Origin of the sequence: Proteiniborus sp. DW1, from assembly GCF_900095305.1 — a bacterium.
GTDB lineage: Bacteria > Bacillota > Clostridia > Tissierellales > Proteiniboraceae > Proteiniborus.
In genome coordinates, this window is sequence record NZ_FMDO01000007.1 from 255489 (window position 1) to 276886 (window position 21398).

Annotated in this window: 18 protein-coding genes and 1 riboswitch; of the genes, 12 read left to right on the top strand and 6 right to left on the bottom strand. The window is 30.8% G+C overall.

Translation table 11 applies throughout. The features are described from left to right. The first annotated feature begins 164 nt into the window (after positions 1 to 164). Together lon and yihA are read left to right on the top strand one after the other, a co-directional pair. Positions 165 to 2519 carry an endopeptidase La gene (gene lon / locus DW1_RS02520; RefSeq protein ID WP_074349049.1) on the top strand — a complete coding sequence of 785 codons (2355 nt, stop codon included), beginning with the start codon at positions 165 to 167 and terminating at the stop codon, positions 2517 to 2519. Continuing rightward, positions 2509 to 3141 carry a ribosome biogenesis GTP-binding protein YihA/YsxC gene (gene yihA, locus DW1_RS02525; protein WP_074349050.1) on the top strand — a complete coding sequence of 211 codons (633 nt, stop codon included), beginning with the start codon at positions 2509 to 2511 and terminating at the stop codon, positions 3139 to 3141. The genes lon and yihA overlap by 11 nt, the downstream gene beginning before the upstream one ends. 44 nt (positions 3142 to 3185) lie before the next feature. Here yihA and DW1_RS02530 read toward each other — a convergent pair whose 3' ends face one another. From DW1_RS02530 to rd, 3 genes are all read right to left on the bottom strand, one after another. Continuing rightward, positions 3186 to 4616 carry a hypothetical protein gene (locus DW1_RS02530; protein WP_074349051.1) on the bottom strand — a complete coding sequence of 477 codons (1431 nt, stop codon included), beginning with the start codon at positions 4614 to 4616 and terminating at the stop codon, positions 3186 to 3188. A gap of 21 nt (positions 4617 to 4637) precedes the next feature. After that, complete coding sequence (locus DW1_RS02535) at positions 4638 to 5807, bottom strand: AAA family ATPase (protein WP_074349052.1); 1170 nt, start codon at positions 5805 to 5807, stop codon at positions 4638 to 4640. Between the two features lie 160 nt (positions 5808 to 5967). After that, on the bottom strand, positions 5968 to 6129 hold the full coding sequence (gene rd / locus DW1_RS02540; protein WP_074349053.1) for a rubredoxin: 162 nt from the start codon (positions 6127 to 6129) through the stop codon (positions 5968 to 5970). Positions 6130 to 6408: 279 nt separating this feature from the next. Here rd and DW1_RS02545 point away from each other — a divergent pair, with 279 nt between their 5' ends. The 4 genes from DW1_RS02545 to DW1_RS02560 all read left to right on the top strand — a co-directional run bounded on the left by DW1_RS02545 (position 6409) and on the right by DW1_RS02560 (position 12170). Further along, positions 6409 to 6795 (top strand): ATP-binding protein, encoded by a 387-nt coding sequence (locus tag DW1_RS02545; RefSeq protein ID WP_074349054.1) that lies wholly within the window; start codon positions 6409 to 6411, stop codon positions 6793 to 6795. A gap of 209 nt (positions 6796 to 7004) precedes the next feature. Continuing rightward, a complete protein-coding gene (locus DW1_RS15875) occupies positions 7005 to 9464 on the top strand; it encodes an ABC transporter substrate-binding protein (RefSeq protein ID WP_083605482.1) in 2460 nt (819 codons plus the stop codon). A gap of 193 nt (positions 9465 to 9657) precedes the next feature. Continuing rightward, positions 9658 to 10332, top strand: a complete 675-nt coding sequence (locus DW1_RS02555; RefSeq protein ID WP_074349055.1) for a CPBP family intramembrane glutamic endopeptidase — start codon at positions 9658 to 9660, stop codon at positions 10330 to 10332. Positions 10333 to 10370: 38 nt separating this feature from the next. Continuing rightward, positions 10371 to 12170, top strand: a complete 1800-nt coding sequence (locus DW1_RS02560; RefSeq protein ID WP_074349056.1) for a MutS family DNA mismatch repair protein — start codon at positions 10371 to 10373, stop codon at positions 12168 to 12170. Between the two features lie 29 nt (positions 12171 to 12199). Here DW1_RS02560 and DW1_RS02565 read toward each other — a convergent pair whose 3' ends face one another. Next, positions 12200 to 12745, bottom strand: coding sequence for a DUF2087 domain-containing protein (locus DW1_RS02565; protein ID WP_074349057.1), 546 nt, complete (start codon positions 12743 to 12745; stop codon positions 12200 to 12202). A gap of 14 nt (positions 12746 to 12759) precedes the next feature. Next, on the bottom strand, positions 12760 to 13134 hold the full coding sequence (locus DW1_RS02570) for a hypothetical protein (protein WP_074349058.1): 375 nt from the start codon (positions 13132 to 13134) through the stop codon (positions 12760 to 12762). Positions 13135 to 13323: 189 nt separating this feature from the next. On the opposite strand from DW1_RS02570, the gene DW1_RS02575 reads away from it, so the two are divergent. The 3 genes from DW1_RS02575 (at position 13324) to DW1_RS02585 (ending at position 17144) form a co-directional block, all read left to right on the top strand. Then, positions 13324 to 14325 carry an aminopeptidase gene (locus DW1_RS02575; RefSeq protein ID WP_074349059.1) on the top strand — a complete coding sequence of 334 codons (1002 nt, stop codon included), beginning with the start codon at positions 13324 to 13326 and terminating at the stop codon, positions 14323 to 14325. Between the two features lie 82 nt (positions 14326 to 14407). Continuing rightward, complete coding sequence (locus tag DW1_RS02580) at positions 14408 to 16510, top strand: YcdB/YcdC domain-containing protein (RefSeq protein WP_074349060.1); 2103 nt, start codon at positions 14408 to 14410, stop codon at positions 16508 to 16510. Positions 16511 to 16841: 331 nt separating this feature from the next. Next, positions 16842 to 17144, top strand: coding sequence for a hypothetical protein (locus DW1_RS02585; protein WP_143474341.1), 303 nt, complete (start codon positions 16842 to 16844; stop codon positions 17142 to 17144). A 69-nt stretch (positions 17145 to 17213) separates the two neighbouring features. Here DW1_RS02585 and DW1_RS15410 read toward each other — a convergent pair whose 3' ends face one another. Then, the gene (locus DW1_RS15410; RefSeq protein WP_159433537.1) at positions 17214 to 17453 is read right to left on the bottom strand and encodes a hypothetical protein; all 240 of its coding nucleotides are present in this window, start codon (positions 17451 to 17453) and stop codon (positions 17214 to 17216) included. A gap of 197 nt (positions 17454 to 17650) precedes the next feature. On the opposite strand from DW1_RS15410, the gene DW1_RS02590 reads away from it, so the two are divergent. From DW1_RS02590 to DW1_RS02600, 3 genes are all read left to right on the top strand, one after another. Beyond that, positions 17651 to 19483 carry an LTA synthase family protein gene (locus tag DW1_RS02590; RefSeq protein ID WP_074349062.1) on the top strand — a complete coding sequence of 611 codons (1833 nt, stop codon included), beginning with the start codon at positions 17651 to 17653 and terminating at the stop codon, positions 19481 to 19483. 203 nt (positions 19484 to 19686) lie between these two features. Next, a riboswitch (NiCo riboswitch) is annotated at positions 19687 to 19769 on the top strand. A 59-nt stretch (positions 19770 to 19828) separates the two neighbouring features. After that, positions 19829 to 20701: a cation diffusion facilitator family transporter gene (locus DW1_RS02595; protein WP_074349063.1), complete on the top strand. Its 873-nt coding sequence runs from the start codon at positions 19829 to 19831 to the stop codon at positions 20699 to 20701. A 149-nt stretch (positions 20702 to 20850) separates the two neighbouring features. Then, positions 20851 to 21396 carry an RNA polymerase sigma factor gene (locus DW1_RS02600; RefSeq protein WP_074349064.1) on the top strand — a complete coding sequence of 182 codons (546 nt, stop codon included), beginning with the start codon at positions 20851 to 20853 and terminating at the stop codon, positions 21394 to 21396. Positions 21397 to 21398: the final 2 nt, after the last annotated feature.

Below are 21398 nucleotides of genomic sequence, written 5' to 3' on the forward strand. Positions count from 1 at the left end.
TACAGCATATATATGTGAGAGTAAAAGGTTAGAATAATAAAACAAGGTTGACTACAGACCAATATTTAGGGTAACATTTATATTAGCTTTAATAATAAAGACTAATGGAAGTAACTATTAATAGATAGCTATAGGCAAACATTGGAACAGAAGGAGTTGAGCACATGGGAAAAGATAATTATAAAGTAGAAAAAAGAACTATACCATTGATACCCCTAAGGGGGCTAGCAATATTTCCATATATGGTCGTTCACTTTGATGTAGGTAGGGATAAGTCAGTAAATGCTTTAGAAGAATCAATGGTTAATGATTCACTAATATTTTTAACGGCTCAAAAAGAAGCTGAAGTAGATATACCAGGACCTAATGATTTCTATCATGTTGGAACGGTTTGCAAGATAAAGCAGTTATTAAAGCTTCCGGGAGATAATATAAGAGTGCTAGTAGAGGGGATTAACAGAGCAAGAGTTACTGATGTTATTATGGAAGAGCCGTATTTCCAAGTAGAGATAGAAGAACTAATCTATGATGAAGAAATTATCAAAGACAAAAAAATAGAAGCTCTTATGAGAATGGTAATTAATTCATTTGAAGACTATATAAGTATTGGAAACAGAGTGTCCACAGAGGCTCTAGTAAATGTGTCAAAAATAGAGGAACCAGGTAGACTAGCAGATGTAATTACATCCTATATTTTTTTAACGCTTGAAAATAAGCAAAAAATACTAGAAGCATTCCATCCATATAAACGTTTGGAAACATTGCAGGTTATTTTAAGGGAAGAAATAGAAATATTAAAGCTAGAGGAAAAGATAAGCCAAAGAGTAAAAAAACAGATAAATAAAGTCCAAAAGGAATATTACCTAAGAGAGCAGCTAAAGGCTATACAGTACGAACTTGGAGAAGATGATGAGCTTATAGAAGAAGTTGATAGATATAGGGAGAAAATTGAAGAGCTGAAAATGCCTGAAGAAGTGAAGGAAAAGGCTCTTAAAGAGGTTGATAGACTACTTAAAATGTCATCTTCATCTGCCGAATCAGGTGTTATCAGAACTTATCTCGATTGGATTGTGGAATTGCCTTGGGATAAGGAAACTAAGGATAGAATAGATATTAAGAAATCAAGAGAAATATTAGATGCAGACCACTATGGACTTGAGGATGTTAAAGAAAGAATATTAGAGTACTTAGCAGTTAGAAAGCTAGCCAAGGGAATAAAAGGTCCTATACTTTGCCTAGTAGGACCTCCAGGAGTAGGTAAAACATCTATTGCTAAGTCTATTGCAAGTTCTCTTAATAGAAAATTTGTTAGAATGTCCTTAGGTGGAGTAAGAGATGAAGCAGAAATAAGAGGCCATAGAAGGACTTATGTAGGTGCTATTCCAGGTAGAATAATATCATCTATAAAAAAGGTTGGTTCAAAAAATCCTGTATTCCTTTTTGATGAGATAGATAAATTAAGCAGCGATTTTAGAGGAGATCCAGCTTCAGCACTACTTGAAGTATTAGATCCAGAACAAAACAGTACATTTACAGACCATTTTCTAGAAGCCCCATTTGATCTTTCAAAGGTGATGTTCATAACTACAGCTAATACTACTGCTTCCATACCCGGACCACTTTTAGACAGAATGGAAGTAATTAGGATATCAGGATATACAGAGGAGGAAAAGCTTCAGATTGCTCTTAGATATTTACTACCTAAGCAAATGAAAGAGCATGGTTTAAAGAAGGAAAATATTCATATATCTGAAAATACCATAAGAGATATAATAAATAAATATACAGGAGAATCTGGAGTAAGAAACCTTGAAAGGAATATAGCCAGTTTATGTAGAAAGGCTGCTAAAAAGATAGTAGAAGATAAAGTAAAGACAGTGAGAATCAATAGTGGAAACTTAGAAAAATATCTAGGAATTCCAAGATATAGGCATGAAAAGGCTCAGGAGGAGCATCAAGTAGGTATAGCTACAGGCTTAGCTTGGACTGCAGTAGGAGGAGAGACTCTATCAATAGAAGTTACACCAATGCCTGGAACTGGAAAGTTTCAGCTTACAGGCCAGCTAGGCGATGTAATGAAGGAATCAGCTATGGCTGGAATCAGCTATATAAGGTCAAAGACTCAGGAATTTAATATAGATGAAAATTTCTATAAAGATAAGGATATTCACATACATGTACCAGAGGGAGCTATTCCAAAAGATGGTCCTTCTGCAGGTATTACCATAGCAACAGCTGTTATTTCTGCCCTTTCTAATGTGCCAGTAAACAGGAATGTCGCCATGACTGGAGAGATTACACTAAGAGGAAGAGTACTTCCTATAGGCGGAGTAAAGGAAAAGGTACTAGCAGCCAATAGAGCAGGCATTAAAAAGGTACTTCTACCAATAGACAATAAAAAAGACGCAGAAGAAATTCCAGATAAGGTTAGGAGAAAAATGGAGTTCGTATTTGTTAAATCTATGGATGAAGTTCTAAGCCATGCCTTAGTCAAAGAGGATGATAATAATGAAAATTAGAAAAGTAGAATTAGAGTCAGTAGCAGCAAAGCCTATTCAATATCCAGAAGAAGGGCTGACGGAAATTGCACTGGCAGGTAGATCAAATGTAGGAAAATCTTCTTTAATAAATACTCTGATTAATAGAAACAATTTTGCCAGAACTAGTGGTCAGCCAGGAAAGACTCAAACTATAAACTTCTACAATATAAATGGTGAGTTTAGAATAGTAGATTTGCCAGGATATGGATATGCAAAGGTATCTATGACTGAAAGACAAAGATGGGCAGATATGATAGAGAAATATCTGACTACTAGGGAAAGTCTTAAGGAAGTAGTACTTCTTATAGACATAAGACACGAGCCTGGAGAACACGACAAGATGATGTATGATTGGATAAAATCCTTTGGATACAAAGGCTACATTATAGCCACGAAGGCAGACAAAATATCAAAGGGGCAATGGCAAAAACACACAAGTATAATCAAGAAAAGTCTTGAAGTGGCGAGTACAGATTTAATCATACCTTTTTCAGCAGCTAAGAAATTGAATGTTGATAAGGTGTGGGGGACTATAGAGAGTATCTTGGAGCTACATGAAGAGAGTATAGATGAAGATGATATACAGCCTGAGGAAGAGTAATTTCCTCAGGTTTTCTTTATTTTTTCTTTATTATTAAGTCAGATTCAAATCGCAAACAAGGTATTATTAGCCTCTTCAATTTCTTCATCAGTCAGAGCACTTAAAAGTATTTGAATATCGTTAAGTTCATTTAAACCTTCTTCAATTTCATCTGCTACATTTACAGTTATCATTCTAAATTCTTTTTTTTCTTTTACCAGCTTAAATCTTTCAACAAATTCTGGATCGATATATGCCTTTCCATCGGTTATAAAGACTATATCTGCATATTTATATCTAGCGCTGCTTATAAGCTCAATAGATTTTTCCAAGGGCTCTATGAAGTTGGTCCCACTTCCATAGAAGAAGGTAGCTAGTTCATATAGCTTACTAGGTTCTATTCTATGCTTTGTGAATTCAAGGACTTTATAGACCTTATTAGAGAACATAACTGCAACAAATTCCCTTTTTTGCTTAATGGCTATATCTAAAAGTGATATGGCCACAGACTTTGACCAAACCTCACGTTCACCTTCCATAGACCCAGATGTATCTATACAGCATATAATAGGACCTTTAGACTTCGCCCGGTTATTTTTATATTTATAAGACAGCAATTCTTTTTGGCTAAGCTTTTTATAGAAGCTTCTTTTAGTACTTTCCTTAGCTAGAAATAGTTTTTCAGAAGGTAAGACCTTGTGTATTTCATCTCCTAGCTCAACTCCACAAACCTCTAGACCCTCCTCTTTTACCTTTTTCCTTTGAAGTTCAGAGGCAGATTCTTTGAACCTACCAGCCATTTCAGAAATATCCTTTACTTTCCTTAATGTTCTTAGCTTTGCACTGACTTCAATTTTTTCTTCATAAGAGGTAGGGGTCAACCTGTTGTCATCAAAGCCCCATGTAGCTATAGTTTTAAACGTAGCTAAAAAACTCTTTAAAGTTTCAGAAACACTGGTGTAAATCAAGTTATAATCTGAAATATATTTATCTATTTCATGAATATTGTTTGAGATTTTATTTTTTATAGTTTCTAAGGAACTTGTATTTTTTATTGTTAAACTTTTTTCCTTTCTATATTCCTCAATATATTTTTCATGATTTTCTAACTTAATACCAAAAGGCTTATTATTTATAGAAAGTTCCTTAAAGCTTTTTATAAGCTCCTGGCTTAATAAATCTGTAGCTAATATGGATTTGAAGAAGTTCAAAGTACAGATTTCCTTTAAGTCCTCAAACTCATCTATTTCATATAGCTTTTTAATTATAATATAGTTTAACCAATATACAGGACTTATTCTTTCCATAGGTTCTAATTCAATATTCTTCTTAAACAAAGACAGGTACATATCTTCGCTTAGTTTTTCAGATGTACTAATTGTCTTTTTAAAGTTTTCCATATTTTCAATGATTCTAGGTGAGTTCTGAAATATATTATTATATATATCTAAATCTAATTCGAAAAAGTCCACAGCATTACAGAGTAAAGTATCCATTTTTACACCCTCTTAAAGCTTCTATGCACCAAACATCAGCATGTCATCATCATCAATTTGTTTAGATAATGTATCTAAATAATTTTTAATCTCTTTTTCCAGCATAGACAACTTATTCTTAGTATCTTTCTCCACTAGTTCAGGTTGTTTTAAGAGTCTATTAGCTTTTTCATAAAGGTATTCAAGAGAATTTTTTATTTCAATAATTATCCTAGTATCATTCATGCTTCCAGTGGATGAGACTAGTTCCTTGTACTGCTTTTTAATACTGTTGTATTCTTTTTGATAAGGAGATACTATTTTCTCCTTTAGGATTTCATCTATTTTTTCAATATCGTCTAAATTACTCCAGAGAACATCTCTAAGAGATTTAAGGTCAGTTAATATGACTTCATATCTTTTGTCCAATAGTGCAGTTGCTCTTAAAACATTTAGGCATTCATTTTGTCTTCTGTCAGATATTACAATTCCATTTTGATAAAGAAGATTTATTAGCGAAATATATTCTTTTAAAATAGAGTCAGGTATTTTTACCTCTCCTAAAGCTTCTTTTAGTAACCTTAACTCATCCAAGGATATAGTAGTATATTTATCAGTTTTATTATTTTTGTTTAAGAAGTTATTAAACATCTTCATTTTGTTTTGTATGTCTCCTATATAATCAACATACATTCTAAACATCATTCTGTCATATAGCGCCATTAATGAATCCTCTTCAGGAAACTCGTTTGATGCTGCAAATAATGTTATTAAAGGTACATCAACTGCTTGTCCATCATTGTAGAATAGCTTTTCATTTATAATTGGTAGCAATATATTTAAGGTTGGCTCATTACATTTAAATACTTCATCAAGAAAGGCTATTTCTGATTCAGGCAGTTTACCTTTAGTTACTCTTAAAAATCTATCGTTTTCCATTTCCTTAATACTAAATGGACCTAATATTTCTGCTGGGTCAGAACTTCTGTTTAGTAGCCAAGAAAAATATCTAGCATTTTCAATTCTACAGCACAGCGCATTAGTCATGGCGCTTTTAGCAGTCCCAGGGGGGCCTATTAATAAGACAGCCTGTCCAGTTATTAAAGCCTTAATGCTGTTTTCTACAACTCTCTCTCTTTCCACAAATATATCATTTAATTCCTTAGAAATATTATTTAATTTATCAATTGCAGCTTCTACCTGCATATTCATTTGCATTCCCTCCTAATCACATAGAATATGTTATACTACATATCTATATTTTTCAACATTTTTTCTGTTACCTTATTGCTTTATTTTATTATATATAAATAAAAAAACAACTGAGAAAGAATATTCCTTCTCAGTTGTTTATGTACTTATGTAGTTTAAATTATTCTTCTATTTCAAAATCATCTTTTCCTGCTCCACATACTGGACATACCCAGTCATCTGGCAACTCTGCAAATGGAGTTCCTGGAGCTATTCCATTGTCTGGATCCCCCTCAGCTGGATCATAAACATATCCACATGGTATACATACATATTTGTCCATAATAATTCCCCTTTCATATATGTTTATTGTACAATTTAATGATACCCAAAAAAGAGATTTCTAAACCTAATAGGTTTTATATATTATATACTTTTTTCACAAAGATTTATACAATTTTTTGATTAAAATTTCAAATAAAATAAAAATTATGGTATAATAATAACGGCTATTCTTTAAACTATACACTAATAGAGAACTTATACTGATTAAAGAAACTTTTTTGGGGTAAAATCATTATAGATACAGTATTTCATTATATATAGATAGAAGGGATCTACCTTGAATTTTAGAATAAGACAGACAATTAAAAGCGATTTATTTAATATTAAACTAACAATGGAAGATATATTAAAAGACCTATGCAAAATAATTGAGGACGAGTCCCTATTATTTGATATTAGGCTTATATTAAATGAACTTGTAGTAAACAGTGCATTACATGGAAATAATTGTGATTCTGATAAGTTTATTAAGTTGCTTTTAGAAATACGTGATAAAAGAATTAGAATTGAGGTAGTTGATGAAGGCTGTGGATTTATATATGATAAAAACGATTATAATCCTTTAGAGCTCAAATGCTGCGGAAGAGGTCTTGTTATAGTGGATGGGCTTAGTGATGAATTTTATGTTGATAAAAATAAGGTAGTCTCAATAAAGTATATATAAACTCTCCTAATATGGGGAGTTTATTTTTTTATAATCTAACTAGATTTTTTGAATGTTTATAGAAAATTAAAGAATCTCAGAAAATTTATGGTGAAATAAAGTAGGGTTTGATGTTGAAAATCTTGCATTTATGTAGCAACTAGTATAAACTAGAATAAATAGTTAAAAACTGGGGTAATAGGAAGATTATAAGGTTTGGGGGGATATTATTGATTAGTACTTGGAAAAACATTTTGAAGAAAAACAAGGAAGAAAATGTAATTAGACTAGTTACGAATGAAGAAAAAAACAAAGTATCTTCAAAGCTTAGCTTTATTAAGCAAAATGAAGTAAATTTACTTAAAAGACTAGGCATAAGAATAGAAAATTCCAGTAGTCAAGTAGAGAATCTAGTCAATATTATTGAAGCAATTTCTAAAAGAGTAGAGGAACAGACAAAGGCAATTTCGGAGGTAGTATCTGAAATCAGTAATTATTCAGCTATGGCTGAGGAGCTAAATGCTAGCTCCAGTATGTCATATCAAACTGCTCAGGACACCTTAGGGGTGGTAGAAGAGGGTAGCATTGCCGTACATAACACAATTGAAGCAATGAAGGAAATAAATGAATCTACATCTTCCGTAATGGAAGAGATAAACGGACTTAAAGGCAGTACTGCTCAAATAGATAATATTTTAAATATAATAAAAGATATAGCCAGCCAAACTAACTTATTAGCCTTAAATGCTGCAATAGAAGCCGCTAGAGCAGGGGATGCAGGTAGAGGGTTTGCTGTTGTAGCAAATGAAGTCAAAGAATTAGCCAATAGAAGTGCAAAGTCAGCAAATGAAATATCTGAAATTATTAATGACATAAATACTAACGTAAATAAAACCATTAACGCAATAGAAAAAAGTAATGAAAAAATAATTGAGGGTTCAAATATTGCAGAGAAAACTAATTCCGCGTTTATCAAGATTGAAGAAGCAATTAAGATAATGATTGAAACCATAGGAGAAATAAATAGGGCAATAACAGTTCAGACTACTAGTCTTGAAGCCATAGTTCTTTCTACGGATGAAATGTCTAAAATTTCTGACAAAGCCATGTCTATGGTAGAGAGTGCCCTTATGAATACTCAATCAACAAAAGCTGCATTAGAAGCATTAGGAAGAGTTTCTGATTTACTTAATAATATAACAATGGAATTACTAAGTGAAACAGTACATACGGAAAAAGAGAAAATAATTTTAAGATGCAATTTTGGTGAAATAGCTACACTAGATCCAGCAGTGGGAAATGCTGTAGAAACTATTAGATTCCTAAATAATATACATGCTAGCCTACTGGCTACTAGTGATTCAGGGGATGTACTACCACTTCTAGCAAAAAATTGGCATGTAGAGGATGACAACTTAACCTGGATATTTAATCTAAGAAATGATGCAACCTTCCATAATGGAAAAAGAGTTCGTGCTAAGGATGTAAAATTTTCATTAGAGAGAATGCTTTCTCCAAAATTAAAATCTCCAAATACTTGGTTTATAGATTATATAGAAGGTGCTAAGGAGTTTATGGCTGGACAAGCTAGGGAGGTAAGTGGAATAAAAATTATAAATGATTATTGTATATCTATTAAATTGACTATACCATTTAATGGTTTTCTATTATCTATATCTCAATATTGTTGTGCAATAATGGATTCAGAGGAACTAGAAAAAGGTAACTTAGTAGGTTGTGGTCCTTATAAACTAGTAGAGACTAAGGGTAATCTATATAGATTAGAGGCATTTGAAAATTATTTAGGAGGAAGACCGTATTGTGATGTGTTAGAGATAACAAGTGAAGATAAAGATGCTATTAATAACTTCATTGATGGAAAATATGATCTTTATCTTGTGAAGAATAAAAAGGACCTTGAAGCCATTAAGAATACCCCGTACTATAAAAACTTCAAAACTACAGAATTATTATCTATATTTTATTTAGGCTTTAAAACTAAAAATACAGACTCCCCTTATACACAGAAAAGGGTAAGACAGGCTATCAATCATGCAATTAATAAGAGAAGATTAGTTAATGAAATGCTAGGTGGACTTGCAGCTGAGGCAAAATGCGTTATTCCAAAAGGTTTAGTCCCTACTGACCATGTGAGAGGCTATGATTATAATCCTCAAAAAGCAAAAGAAATTCTTAGGAGAGAAAAAGTAGATTTAAGTAGACCTTTTATTATCCTTTGTGGTGAAACAATTAATCCTACTCTGAAGTTTATTGAAGAGGACTTGGAGGTCATAGGTATAACTTGCCAATATAAACAAGTATCCAATAAAGAGTTCTCTCAATCAGTGAATCTCCAAAAAGGATATGATGCTTTTATTTACGGTTGGGTAGCAGATGCCATGGAACCATCTTCATTTATTGAGCCTTTATTTGCACCAGATAGTTCTTCTAATTATACTGGATATGAAAATCTTGAGATGATGAAGCTTCTTGAAATGGCAAAATACACTGTCAATCCTATTAAAAGATTAGAGTTATACATGGAAATCCAAAGCATATTATTTGAAGATGCGCCTTGTGTTCCCCTATACCATTCTCATAATGGAATCTGCACGAAAGACGGTATCATTAGCAATAGACTATCACCTTTAGGAATGCTAAAATATGATAATATAATAAAAGAAAAGTAAGCTATAGAGCTATTTCTTTATATTATTTAAATAATGACGACCGATTATTGATAAAATGTCTATTAAACATATGGGCTCCTAACTAATATTGGTTAGGAGCTTTTTGAACTTCAAATTAGTATTGTTGAAGATTAGCGTAATAGCTGATAATATTAATTTAAAAAGGATTTGAAATCTAAAAAGAAGGTGAATTATGAAAGATAAAAGCAGGAACTTTATAATTGCATCATCTACATTAGCTTGCATTATACTATATTTTATAGAACAAGTATTAGTAATGAGTTATTTAGTTAAAACTCTAAGTAAAATAGCTTTTTTTATAGCAATCCCATATGTTTATAGCTTCTCAATCAACAGGACATCATCATCGAACCGAATAAAGCTAAACAAAAAAGAATTATATATAGGAACTGGACTAGGCATATTATGCTTCGTAGTCCTCATGTTAGCATATTTAATTCTAAGGGATGTTATAGATTTAAATACTATAGCCAATGAACTACAAACCAAATCAAAGGTAAACCCAACTAATTTCCTTTTTGTAGCCTCTTATATAACATTTATTAACTCTTTTCTAGAAGAATTTTTCTTTAGAGGCTTTGTTTTCTTGAACTTACTCGTACTTGGATATAAAAAGTTGGCATATATATTTTCATCAGTTTTATTTGCAATATATCATATAGGTATTTTCAAGAACTGGTTTAATCCGTGGCTTATAGCACTAGCCATATTTGGGCTTGTTTCAGTAGGAGTTATCTTTAACTACATAGATTCAAAATCAAGGAGCTTCATCAATTCGTGGATAGTACACATACTAGCTGATGCGGCCATAATGTTAATAGGAATGAGGATGTTTGGGATTATTTAGTTTTATAGACTCAATAATATAAGAATAGGATGATGGTTATGATTAAAGATAAGTTTAATATAAGAATACAAGAACATAGTGAAAATATAGAGAAGCATAATAAAATATCTAACTTACTTAGCACCGCTAGAATTATTACTTTTTTATTAGCTATATATTTTATATACACATCTATTAAAGCTGGTTTTTCTAAAATCTATATAATATTAGGAAGTATTTTATTTATATTATTTATCTGCTTGATAATATATCACAATACAATAAAAGAGAAACTAAGGTTTTCAAAGGGAATTGTAGATATAAATAATAGATATATAGCTAGAGTAGATGGGAGCTGGATTGATTTCAATGATACAGGAGAAAAATTTATAGATCGACAACATAGGTATTCTTTTGATTTAGACGTAGTAGGTAAAGGTTCTTTATTTCAGCTTATTAACATAACTAATACTTGGAATGGAAGAAAAAAGCTAGCTCATACCTTATTACAGGCTAGATATGATAAAAATGAAATAATTGAAAGACAAGAAGCTGTTAAAGAACTAAGTGAAAAATTAGATTTTTGTCAAAAGGTAGAATACATATCAGGTAAGTATAGTGAAAAGCTGCAAAACCCTGAAAAACTAATAAAGTATGCAGAAAGCAAAGAAACACTATTAAACTCAAAGAGGTTAAGGAATCTGGTACGCTTTCTTCCCATAATTTCTACACCCTTATTTTTTGCAATTCTTATATTTAAAATTGACAAACTATATGTACTGGCTATGTCCTTGATTGCTTTACATTACATATTATGGCTTCTAGGTTTTTCTAAAAATATTATGATTTTAAGTTCGGTAGGAAGTTTTAATTATAACCTTGAAACCTATAAAAATATTTTAGAGCAAATAGAAAAAGAAGATTTTAAATCTAAAAAGCTAAACAACATAAAAAAGATTTTATTTGAAGGGAAAAATTCATCGATATTAGCTATAAAGGAAATAGATAAGATTACACAAAGAATTAATTTGAAACATAGCCATCTAATATACTTTTTGTTAAATGGGTTATTGTTGTGGGATTATGAGTGTGTTTTTTCACTAGAGGATTGGAGAGATAAATATGGAGCGGAGGTGAAAAAGTGGATAGAGGCCATAGGTAAGGTAGAATGTCTCATGAGTCTTAGTGTTCCACTACAGATAGATGAAAGTGTGACTTTTCCAAGCATAGATGATTCTAGACTAAGTGTTAGAGCCATATCTCTAGGCCACCCACTTATAGCTAGTAAGGATAGGGTACTAAATGATGTAGAGCTAGATGACAGTATTTTTGTAATCACTGGCTCAAATATGTCTGGGAAGACTACTTTCTTAAGAACCCTAGGCATTAATTTAGTATTAGCATATAGTGGTGCACCTGTATATGCTTCTGAAATGACCTGTGCAATAATGGACATATTTACATGTATGAGAGTGACAGATGATTTGAAGAATGGTATATCAACTTTTTATGCAGAGCTTCTTAGAATTAAAGAAATCATTGCCCATGCTGAAAAAAATAATAATTTAATTTTCTTTATAGATGAGATTTTTAGGGGGACTAATTCTGCTGACAGAATACTAGGAGCAAAAAATGTCCTTGCAAATCTTAATGAAATAGGAGCAATTGGAGCCATAACAACCCATGATTTAGAACTATGTCAGCTAGATAAATATGATAGAATAAAGAACTATAATTTTTCTGAACACTATAAAAATAATAAAATTTACTTTGATTATAAGCTTAGAGAAGGAAAGTCTACTACAACAAATGCCAAGTATTTAATGAAGCTGGTAGGTATAAGCATACTAGAAGATTAGGGGAGGAAGAGTTCTCCCCTTTTTGTATATCATTCCGATTTTCTTCTATATATGCCGTCCTTTCTTTCCATAAGTCCGAAGCCTACTAAATCCCTTCTTATTGTGCAAAAATCATCATGAAAATCAGCAATAATCAGATTGACTTCTTTTTCTGTATAATTTCTATCTTTTTCAAAGCTTTCTACAATTTTTTCTAATATGATCTGTTTCTTTTTATTCTGTACTGGTATTCCTTTTAACTTGCCATATTGAAAGAATGATTTTAAAACCCCGTCCCTGTACTTTTCTTCTCTTTGATTTAATACATCTTCTTCATTTCTATTATCCTTTACCAAATCTTTTAGCTTCTTTGAAAATAAATCTTCATTTAGACTATAGATTGTATAGTATTGTTCTTTTTTTGAAGAGACTATACCTGCTTCCATCAATTTTTTAAGATGAAAGGATACAGTTGATGTAGAGAGATTGAGTCTTTCTGCTAACAGCTCAACATACATAGGCTCTATCATTAGACTATTTATTATATTCAATCTTGAACTATCAGATAGGCATTTAAATATTTTTATGGAGTCCAACTACATCACCTCTTTTACTTAGCTTCTATTTGCTTATAGTATTTAACAAATTTTGATTTTAGTTCCTCTGCTTCTTGGATCTTAATGTCTTCAATTATTGCTTCCTGCTCTTTTCCAAATTCTTTAGCCTTAATTTTATTTATATGCCAAGGATTAGTTATTTTATCAAAAAAACTTAAGTATTTTTCTCTTAAAGCATCACAGTTATTAGTCATACTGATATTAAACATCTTGGAAAAGATGTCAACTATATTGAGTCTTATTTTTTCCAAGTTAGCCTCATCTACTCGGTCATTTTTTGATAAATCTTCAATAGAAAGGCTTATATTGCTTTGCTTGTTTTTTAGGTAATCTAGATAAGATTCTATTAACCAATTTATATCCTTCATACTTTCCCTCCTAAATATGTATAGTTGCTTTTCATTGATATTCTATATCAAAAATAATATTACTTCAATAACTATGCAGATAAATTTCAAAAATTATTTCTATAACTATAAAAATAGATTGCCTTTGTAAAAATTATATGTTAATATTATTTCGATATATATCAAAATAAAAAATCAGGAGGTATTAGCATGGAGTTTATTAACTTAATCCCCAATATTTGTGAGGGGCTTCCTTTTGAAAAGGGAGATTTAGTTTTACTGAATTTTTGGGGAGATAATGAAGACATAGAGATTTTAGAACTAATTTCAGAAACTTTAAGTAAAAAGGGAGTAATTTCATTTAGACAACAATGTTCAAAAAGGTTTTTAGAAAAGGTAATTCTTAATTTTGCCAGAAACAATAATCATATTTCTAAAGAATATTTTGAATTTCTATCTTCTTTTAAGAATATTGTAGATATATTCATGTACCCTCCAAGTCTTCCAGAAGGAATATTAGAAGAAGAGATACCTATGTTTAGGAAAAATATAGGAGAGTTATTTAATGCATTAGTTAGCAATAAGAAATACTACATTCAGCTGAATATACCTACAGAAGCTAATGCTTCTACAGCAGGTATTGAATACGAGATATATAGACATTTACTATTAAATGCTTTAGCTGTAGACTATAAGGAATTGAAAGAAGCATGTAGAGATAAAATTGAGAGGATTAAGGAGGCAAAAAGTATAGAGATATTTACTGGAGAAGAATACTCATTGAAACTAGATATCAGTGGGAGGCATTGGTATGCAGATGATGGATGTGGTGACTTTCCATCAGGTGAGGTCTATATTGCACCTATAGAAAGTGGAAGTAATGGTGAACTATTTGTTCCACAAATCATTTTCAATGGGCAAATATATAAAAATGTACATATGACTTTTATAGAAGGAAGACTTGTTAAATGCTCAGCAGAGCCACTTGAAAAGTTTTTATTTTCCTTACCTGATAATCATAGGATTCTATGTGAGTTTGGTATTGGACTTAATCCAAGAATTAAAGAATTAACTGGGCATAGTTTATTTGATGAAAAGGCTCTAGGAACTTATCACATAGCATTAGGAATGAATAATTTATTTGGAGGAAGAAATGAATGTCGGTTCCATATGGACTTTGTCTTTAGTAGCGAAAAAGTTATTTTTAAGTAAATATGCTCTCTTTCATAAGGAACTTTCCATTCTATTAATACGTCTTAAAGTATAATTAATAGAATATATAGGAGGGTTTAGTGTGAAAAGGAGTTTGAGTCTAATTTTGACATTATTGATGGTACTCACGTTTGCAATTCCAGCCAGTGGTCTTGAAGGGTATGATAAGGAGTTGGAAAATGCAATTGTAAAGGCAAAATCTGTGTTCAATATTACTGATGAATTCGATAAGTTTGAATATCATATTAACAGTTACTCATCAAATCTAGAGTTTTATTTGAGATGGTATGATAGTACTGAAAAGACGGGTGGAATAGAGGTAACTATTGACACTGACGGAATGATAAAGAGTTACTATAAGTACAACTACAATGTAGAAAGAAATGAAAATGCTCTTCCTAATATTAGTAAGGAAGAAGGGCTAGATATTGCAAATAATTTCTTAAAGAAAGTAGTTCCTGAGCTAGTAGATAAAGTAATGTATGTAGAAAGCAATGAACCATTAAATGTATACGACAGGGTGTACTATTTTAACTATTATAGAATAGAGAATGGGATTCCTTTTTATCAAAACAATGTTTATGTAAATGTAGATAATATGACTGGAGAAGTACAAAGCTTTAATTGCTATTGGGATAAGAATATTAAGTTTGACAGTAAGGATGGAATAATAGGACTAAAAGATGCCCAAAAAGCCTATGCCGATAAAATAGGGTTAAAACTAGTATATAAGCTTGATTACAGTGATAGACAAGTGACTCCTTATGTAGTTTATACAAGTCTATATAGCGAAAAATCCATAGATGCAAAAACTGGAGAGGCAGTAAGCTTCAATGACTATATAAGATATGGGGATGAGATAGCTACTAAAGAAATGGCTGCAGATAATTCAGTAAGTGGAGCAACCCTTACTCCTGAAGAGCTAGAAGCAATTTCAAAGGCTAAGGACATAATCAGCAAGGAAGAAGCAGAAAAAACGGCAAGACAAATTCTTCAAGTGAGTGATGAATATAAAATAAGCAACATAAATCTATATTCTGTATGGAATGAGAAGGATAGCTTTATATGGAATATGTATTTTACTAATAAAGATGAAAGCAGTATTAGCATATCCATAGATGCAAAAAATAAAGAGCTTATAAGCTTTTATAAATATATTCCTTATGAAGAAAAAGCAGAGGTAAAATACAATAGAGAGCAATTACAAAAGAAGGCAGAAGAATTTATTAAGAAGGTGCAAAAAGATAAATTTAACTCAGTTGAGTTAATGGATATAAGTGAGCCAATAATTAGACCTTTATCAGAAGAAATGCCAAGACAACAGTATTTTACATTTACTAGAAAAGTAGGAGATGCTTATTTCCAAGGAAATGGCTTCAATTTAAATGTAAATGCAATAACAGGAGAAATTATAAGCTATGACTACAACTGGTATAAAGGTCAACTTCCATCAACAGCAAAAGCTATAGGATTAGATAAAGCATATGAAATTTTATTTGGTAGAATAGGCATAGAACTTCAGTATGTAAAAGACAACCATGTAGCATATGACGAGCAAGAAAAAGAACAGAATGCTAAGCTAGTTTATACTATTAAAAATGATAAACCGTTGAATATAGATGCTTTTAACGGAGACCTTCTATATGGATTAAATAGACCATATAAGGATAGCACAGTTTCTCAATATACTGATATTGAAGATAGCTATGCAAAGATCCAAATAGAGACACTTGCAAAGTATGGAATAGGATTCGCAGGAGACAAATTTAATCCTAAAGCAAACATTAAACAAAAGGAATTCTTATACTTGCTATTAAAGGCTAAAAGCTATTACTATGATATCTCTGATCAAGACAAGGGTTTTGTTGAAAAGCTATATAAGTATATGATTAATGAAAAAATAGTAAAAGAAAATGAAAAATCACCTGAGTCCATAGTTACAAAGGAAGAGGCGGCAAAATATATAGTAAGAGCACTTGGATATGAAAAGGTAGCAAATATAGAAGGTATTTACAAGTTAAGCTTTAAAGATGTAAATAAGGTATCGTCAGAGTTTATGGGATATGTGGCTATAGCAACAGGCTTAGGAATAATAGAATCAGAAGGAAATAACTTAAATCCTTCAGCCAATATGACGAGAGAGCAGGCAGCAGTTATGATTTATAATTTACTAAATATAAAGTAGATTAGAGACAGAGAGTTGTTAAGTTAAATATAATGAGTTGAGTAAATCGAATTGTGGGTTGAGGTCTTAAAATATATTTTTTGTTCTGGTCTCTTAGTTTAGTTTGAGACTAGAATTAAGAAATAGGGGGAGAGAAGGTGAAAAAGTTATTTTTTTAAATAATAGTGTTGCTATTGCTAGCAATTCTATTTGTTAGTAATTATAGGGAAAAGGAACGTTTAAGGAATTAATATTAGAAAAGTATGTTGCAAAAGAATTTGATAAAATAGTTATTCATGATAAAGATGCTGTGGGAAAAGCAGATAAAAATATAGATAAAATTAATCAATTTATGTCCAATTTCAATGAATATAACCTTAGCAAACGTAATAAATATGATGAAAACAAGGATGTTCCGCATTATATTATTTCACTATACAATCATGATACTGGAGAATATATGCAGATTATGCCATTAGATAAGGACATTATGCAAGTTACTATGAATACTCTTTTGATAATTGAAGACAAGGAAAACAAGATTACTAATTATAAACATTCAAAAACACGTGGCATATATAAAATCACAAATAAGTGTATAGACTTTGATTATTTAAGTGATTTATATAATTCTCTTAGTGAAACCTATGACTAAATCATTTGAATAGAAATAAAATAAGATGCAGGATAAGGAAGGAAGCTACCTTATCCTGCATCTTATTAATTAAACTTGTATCCAGCCGCCATCAGTATGAACAGCTTTAATGTAGTTAACGTCAGTATGTGTGACAAAACGTATATTTTCATCTGGATATTCTATGAACCCCATTTCAATTTTAATCAAATCATATTGGCTATTTTCACTAAACCACTCATGAATTGTAAGCAAATCAAAGGATGAAATTTTTACATTACTGGATATTGATGACGATAGGTAGCTTATTCCAAAATTATAATGTGTCATTTATATTTATATAATTTTCTAGTATAATGTAATAAAAAGCATTAAAATAACTTTTAAACACAAATTCATCTTTTGTCACCATAATAGTAAAAAATGTATAATAAGTTGGAGTTAGAGGAACTTCCGACCTCGCTCAATAAGGCATAGAAGCTTAATTTATACACAATAGTAGTATACTTAGTTTGGGGGATAAACTTATGATTAAAAATATTTTTCAGTTCAAAAACAAGTACCTAGAAAAGATATTTACTGTATTTGTTTTGTTAGGATTAAGTTTTTTAATAATGTCCATTACCTTTGTTTTTTCTAGTTCAAAATGGAATATGCCAATGTTTTTGAGCTATTTTAATAGTGCGAAGCTTATGCTTATGAATTTCATTCCAATTTTTATATTTATGACATTTGTATACCTGCTATCCAATAGATTGTGGGTAGGATTTCTTTCAACCTGGGCATTATTTGTTACAATGTCTATCGTAAACAAGTTCAAGCTTACCTTTAGAGATGACCCATTTACTTTTTTGGATATTACACTAATCAAAGAATCTATGGAGATGAAAACTAAATACGAGATACATTTGACACGAAATATGATAATACTATTTATTGGATTGATTATGATTACAGTAATTCTAAAAATACTTATGAATTACAAAATCAGTTCTAGAAAAATAAGATGGTCTCTTTTAGGCTGTATCTGCGTATTGAGTATAATTATTTTTGGGAAACCTTATTTTGATTATGAAACCTATGCTAGTGTAGGGGACAAGTCTCTTATAAATATATGGTCAGAGTCTCAGCAATACCAATCAAAAGGCTTTATATATCCATTTATCTATAGTATAAAAAATGCTAGAGATGTAAAGCTTGAAGGTTATGATGAGGCCAAAGCCAAAGAACAATTAAGCAAGTATAGCTATGAAGATATTCCTGAGGATAGAAAAGTTAATGTCATAGCTATTATGCTTGAGGCATATAATGACTTTTCAAAATTTGATGATGTAGAGTTTGGAATTGATCCTTATAAAAATTTTCATGAACTTCAAAAGGAGTCCTTACATGGAACTTTAGTAACTAATATTTTTGCAGGTGGAACGGTTGATACAGAAAGAGCTTTTTTGACTGGGTTTAGTACTCACCCTAGATACTTGAAGAATACTAATTCATTTGTAAGATACTTTAAGGAACAAGGATACAGAACAGAAGCAATGCACCCTATTTATGGATGGTTTTATAATAGACGTAATATAAATGAATTTTTAGGATTTGATTCCTTTGATTACTATGAAAATAAGTACCAAGCCTTACAGGAAGCTTTTTATGAGGACATGGAGTTTTTTGACTTTATAATAGAAGGATATGAGAATAGCAAGAAGAACAATCAGCCATACTTTAATTTTACTGTAACCTATCAGAATCATGGTCCTTATTCTAATGAAAAATACTCAGAAGACCAATACTTAGCTAAGAAGAGTCATTATGATGAAGAAAACTATAACATTGTAAATAACTATCTTTCAGGCATATATAAGACCGACTTTGCTATGAAAAAGCTTGTAGATTATTTTAGAAATGAAGATGAGCCAACAGTAGTTATATTTTTCGGAGATCACAATCCATGGCTTGGAGAATCTTCCTTAGGCTATAGTATGCTAGATATAAGCCTAGATATGTCAAGTGAAGAAGGATTTTTAAATTATTTTGAAACACCTTACATAATTTGGGGGAATGATGCTGCAAAGGAAGTTCTAAATAAGGACTTTACAGGTCAAGGCAATGTCATAAGCCCTATGTTCCTAATGCCAGAAATATTCCAATATTTCCAATGGGAAGGCAATGAATATATGCAGTTTCTAACAGAGTTTAAGGCTAGTGTTGATGTAATTAATAAAGTATATTTTAAAGAAAATGGAAAATATACACCGGAACTATCTCCTGAGGCTCAAAAAAGATATGATGATTTTAGGAATTTAGAATATTACTATAGCCGTAACTTTTTTCAGAACAAGTCCAAAAATGATTCAAATTAGTCAGAATTAGTTCATGAAGTTTACTAACTTAGAAAAGTATATTTTAGATTATCTCCCTCAGACTTAGGTCTGAGGGATTTTTATATCTAATCCTAATGACATAAATATATTGACTTAGAAATAATTTGCCAGGTTTAGTCATAGGAACCTTTTAAAGCAGTTAGCATAGAATATTAATAGAAATGCTATAAAAACCCCTTAAAAAAATAGATATATGATCAGGCCATGCATAAAAGCATGTGCCGGGCCTTAATTGGCAGCAGGAATAAAAACCTGTGGGACTATAAATGTATAGTTTCACAGGTTTTTATAGTATAGGGGGTTTGCTATAAAGGGGGAAGTTGTGTGAGTAGTGACTTTAAAAAAGTAAAGCAGATACTATTAATAATTCTATTTACTAATTTACTAGTTGCAGTACTAAAGATTATTATGGGAAATATTATTAATAGCACTAGTATGACTGCAGACGGATTTCATTCATTAACAGATGGCTCTTCTAATATTATCGGATTAATAGGAATACATTTTGCTTCTAAACCTGTAGATGAAGAACATCCCTATGGGCACAAAAAATTTGAAATACTTGCAGGATTATTTATTTCAGTTATGTTATTTTTAATTGGAGCTAAAGTAGTTTTAGAGGCTATTAATAGACTATTTAATCCTGTTATGCTAAAAATAACCTTAGAAAGCCTTCTAGTCATTTTATTAACCTTATTCATAAATGTTATTGTATGTTTTTTTGAATACAGAAGAGGTAAAAAGTTAAATAGTCAGATTTTGATTTCTGATTCTATGCATACTAGAAGTGATGTATATATATCACTTGGAGTTTTAATTTCTATTATATGTATTAAGTTAGGTTTGCCATCAGTAATTGATCCAATTGTATCATTTGTAGTAGCAGGGTTTATCTTTCATACTGCCTATGAAATTTTCATATATAACAGTGGCATTTTAGTAGATAAGGCAGTAGTTGATACAGAAACCATAAGAAATATTGTATTGAGCTTTGAAGAGGTTAAGGATATTCACAAAATAAGAAGCAGAGGTATTGAAAACGACCTTCATATTGATATGCATATTATGATAGAACCCAATATAAGTGTAGAAGCTTCACATCAGCTAATTCACAGCATAGAAGAAAAAATAAGACAGGATATTAACAGCAATATACAGCTCATTGCACATCTTGAGCCTTATAAGAATAATCATTGACAGGATTTTAAGCCATGTTAACCTAATATTGGTAGCGTGGCTTTTTAATTTACAAAAAAATTTAAAATAAATAAAACTATTTATAAATTTATTACGGATATAATAATAGACAAGCATAGATTATAAAGCATAAGAGTAGATGGTGAAATATGGACAGAGAGAAGAAATTAATAAAACGTATTAAGAAAAATTCAGATAAGACTGCTGCTAGTGAACTTGTAGCTATTTATTATAAAGAAGTATATGCCTATGTATATAAGCAGATCATGGATAAAGAATTATCTATGGATTTAACTCAGGAAATTTTTATAAGCATATTAAAATCCATATATAGTTTTGATGAAAAAAAAGCTTCTTTCAGAACTTGGATATATAAAATAGCTACTTATCGTCTAATAGATTATTATCGTTCTAAAAATTACAAGTACAACAGCAGGATAGTTCCTATTGATGATGTTGAGCTATACCATGATGAAGACATTGAGATTGCAGCAGAAAACAAAGAAGAGCTAGAAAGGATAATTTGCTTAGTAGATAGTCTAGATATTAGCTTACAGCAGATATTTAGACTAAAGATATTTGCAGATTATACATTTTTAGAGATATCAAATATATTAGGGATACCAGAGTCTACAGTTAAGACTAGGTATTATTCAACCCTTAAAAAAATTAGAGAAAGTTTAAAGGAGGGATAGCA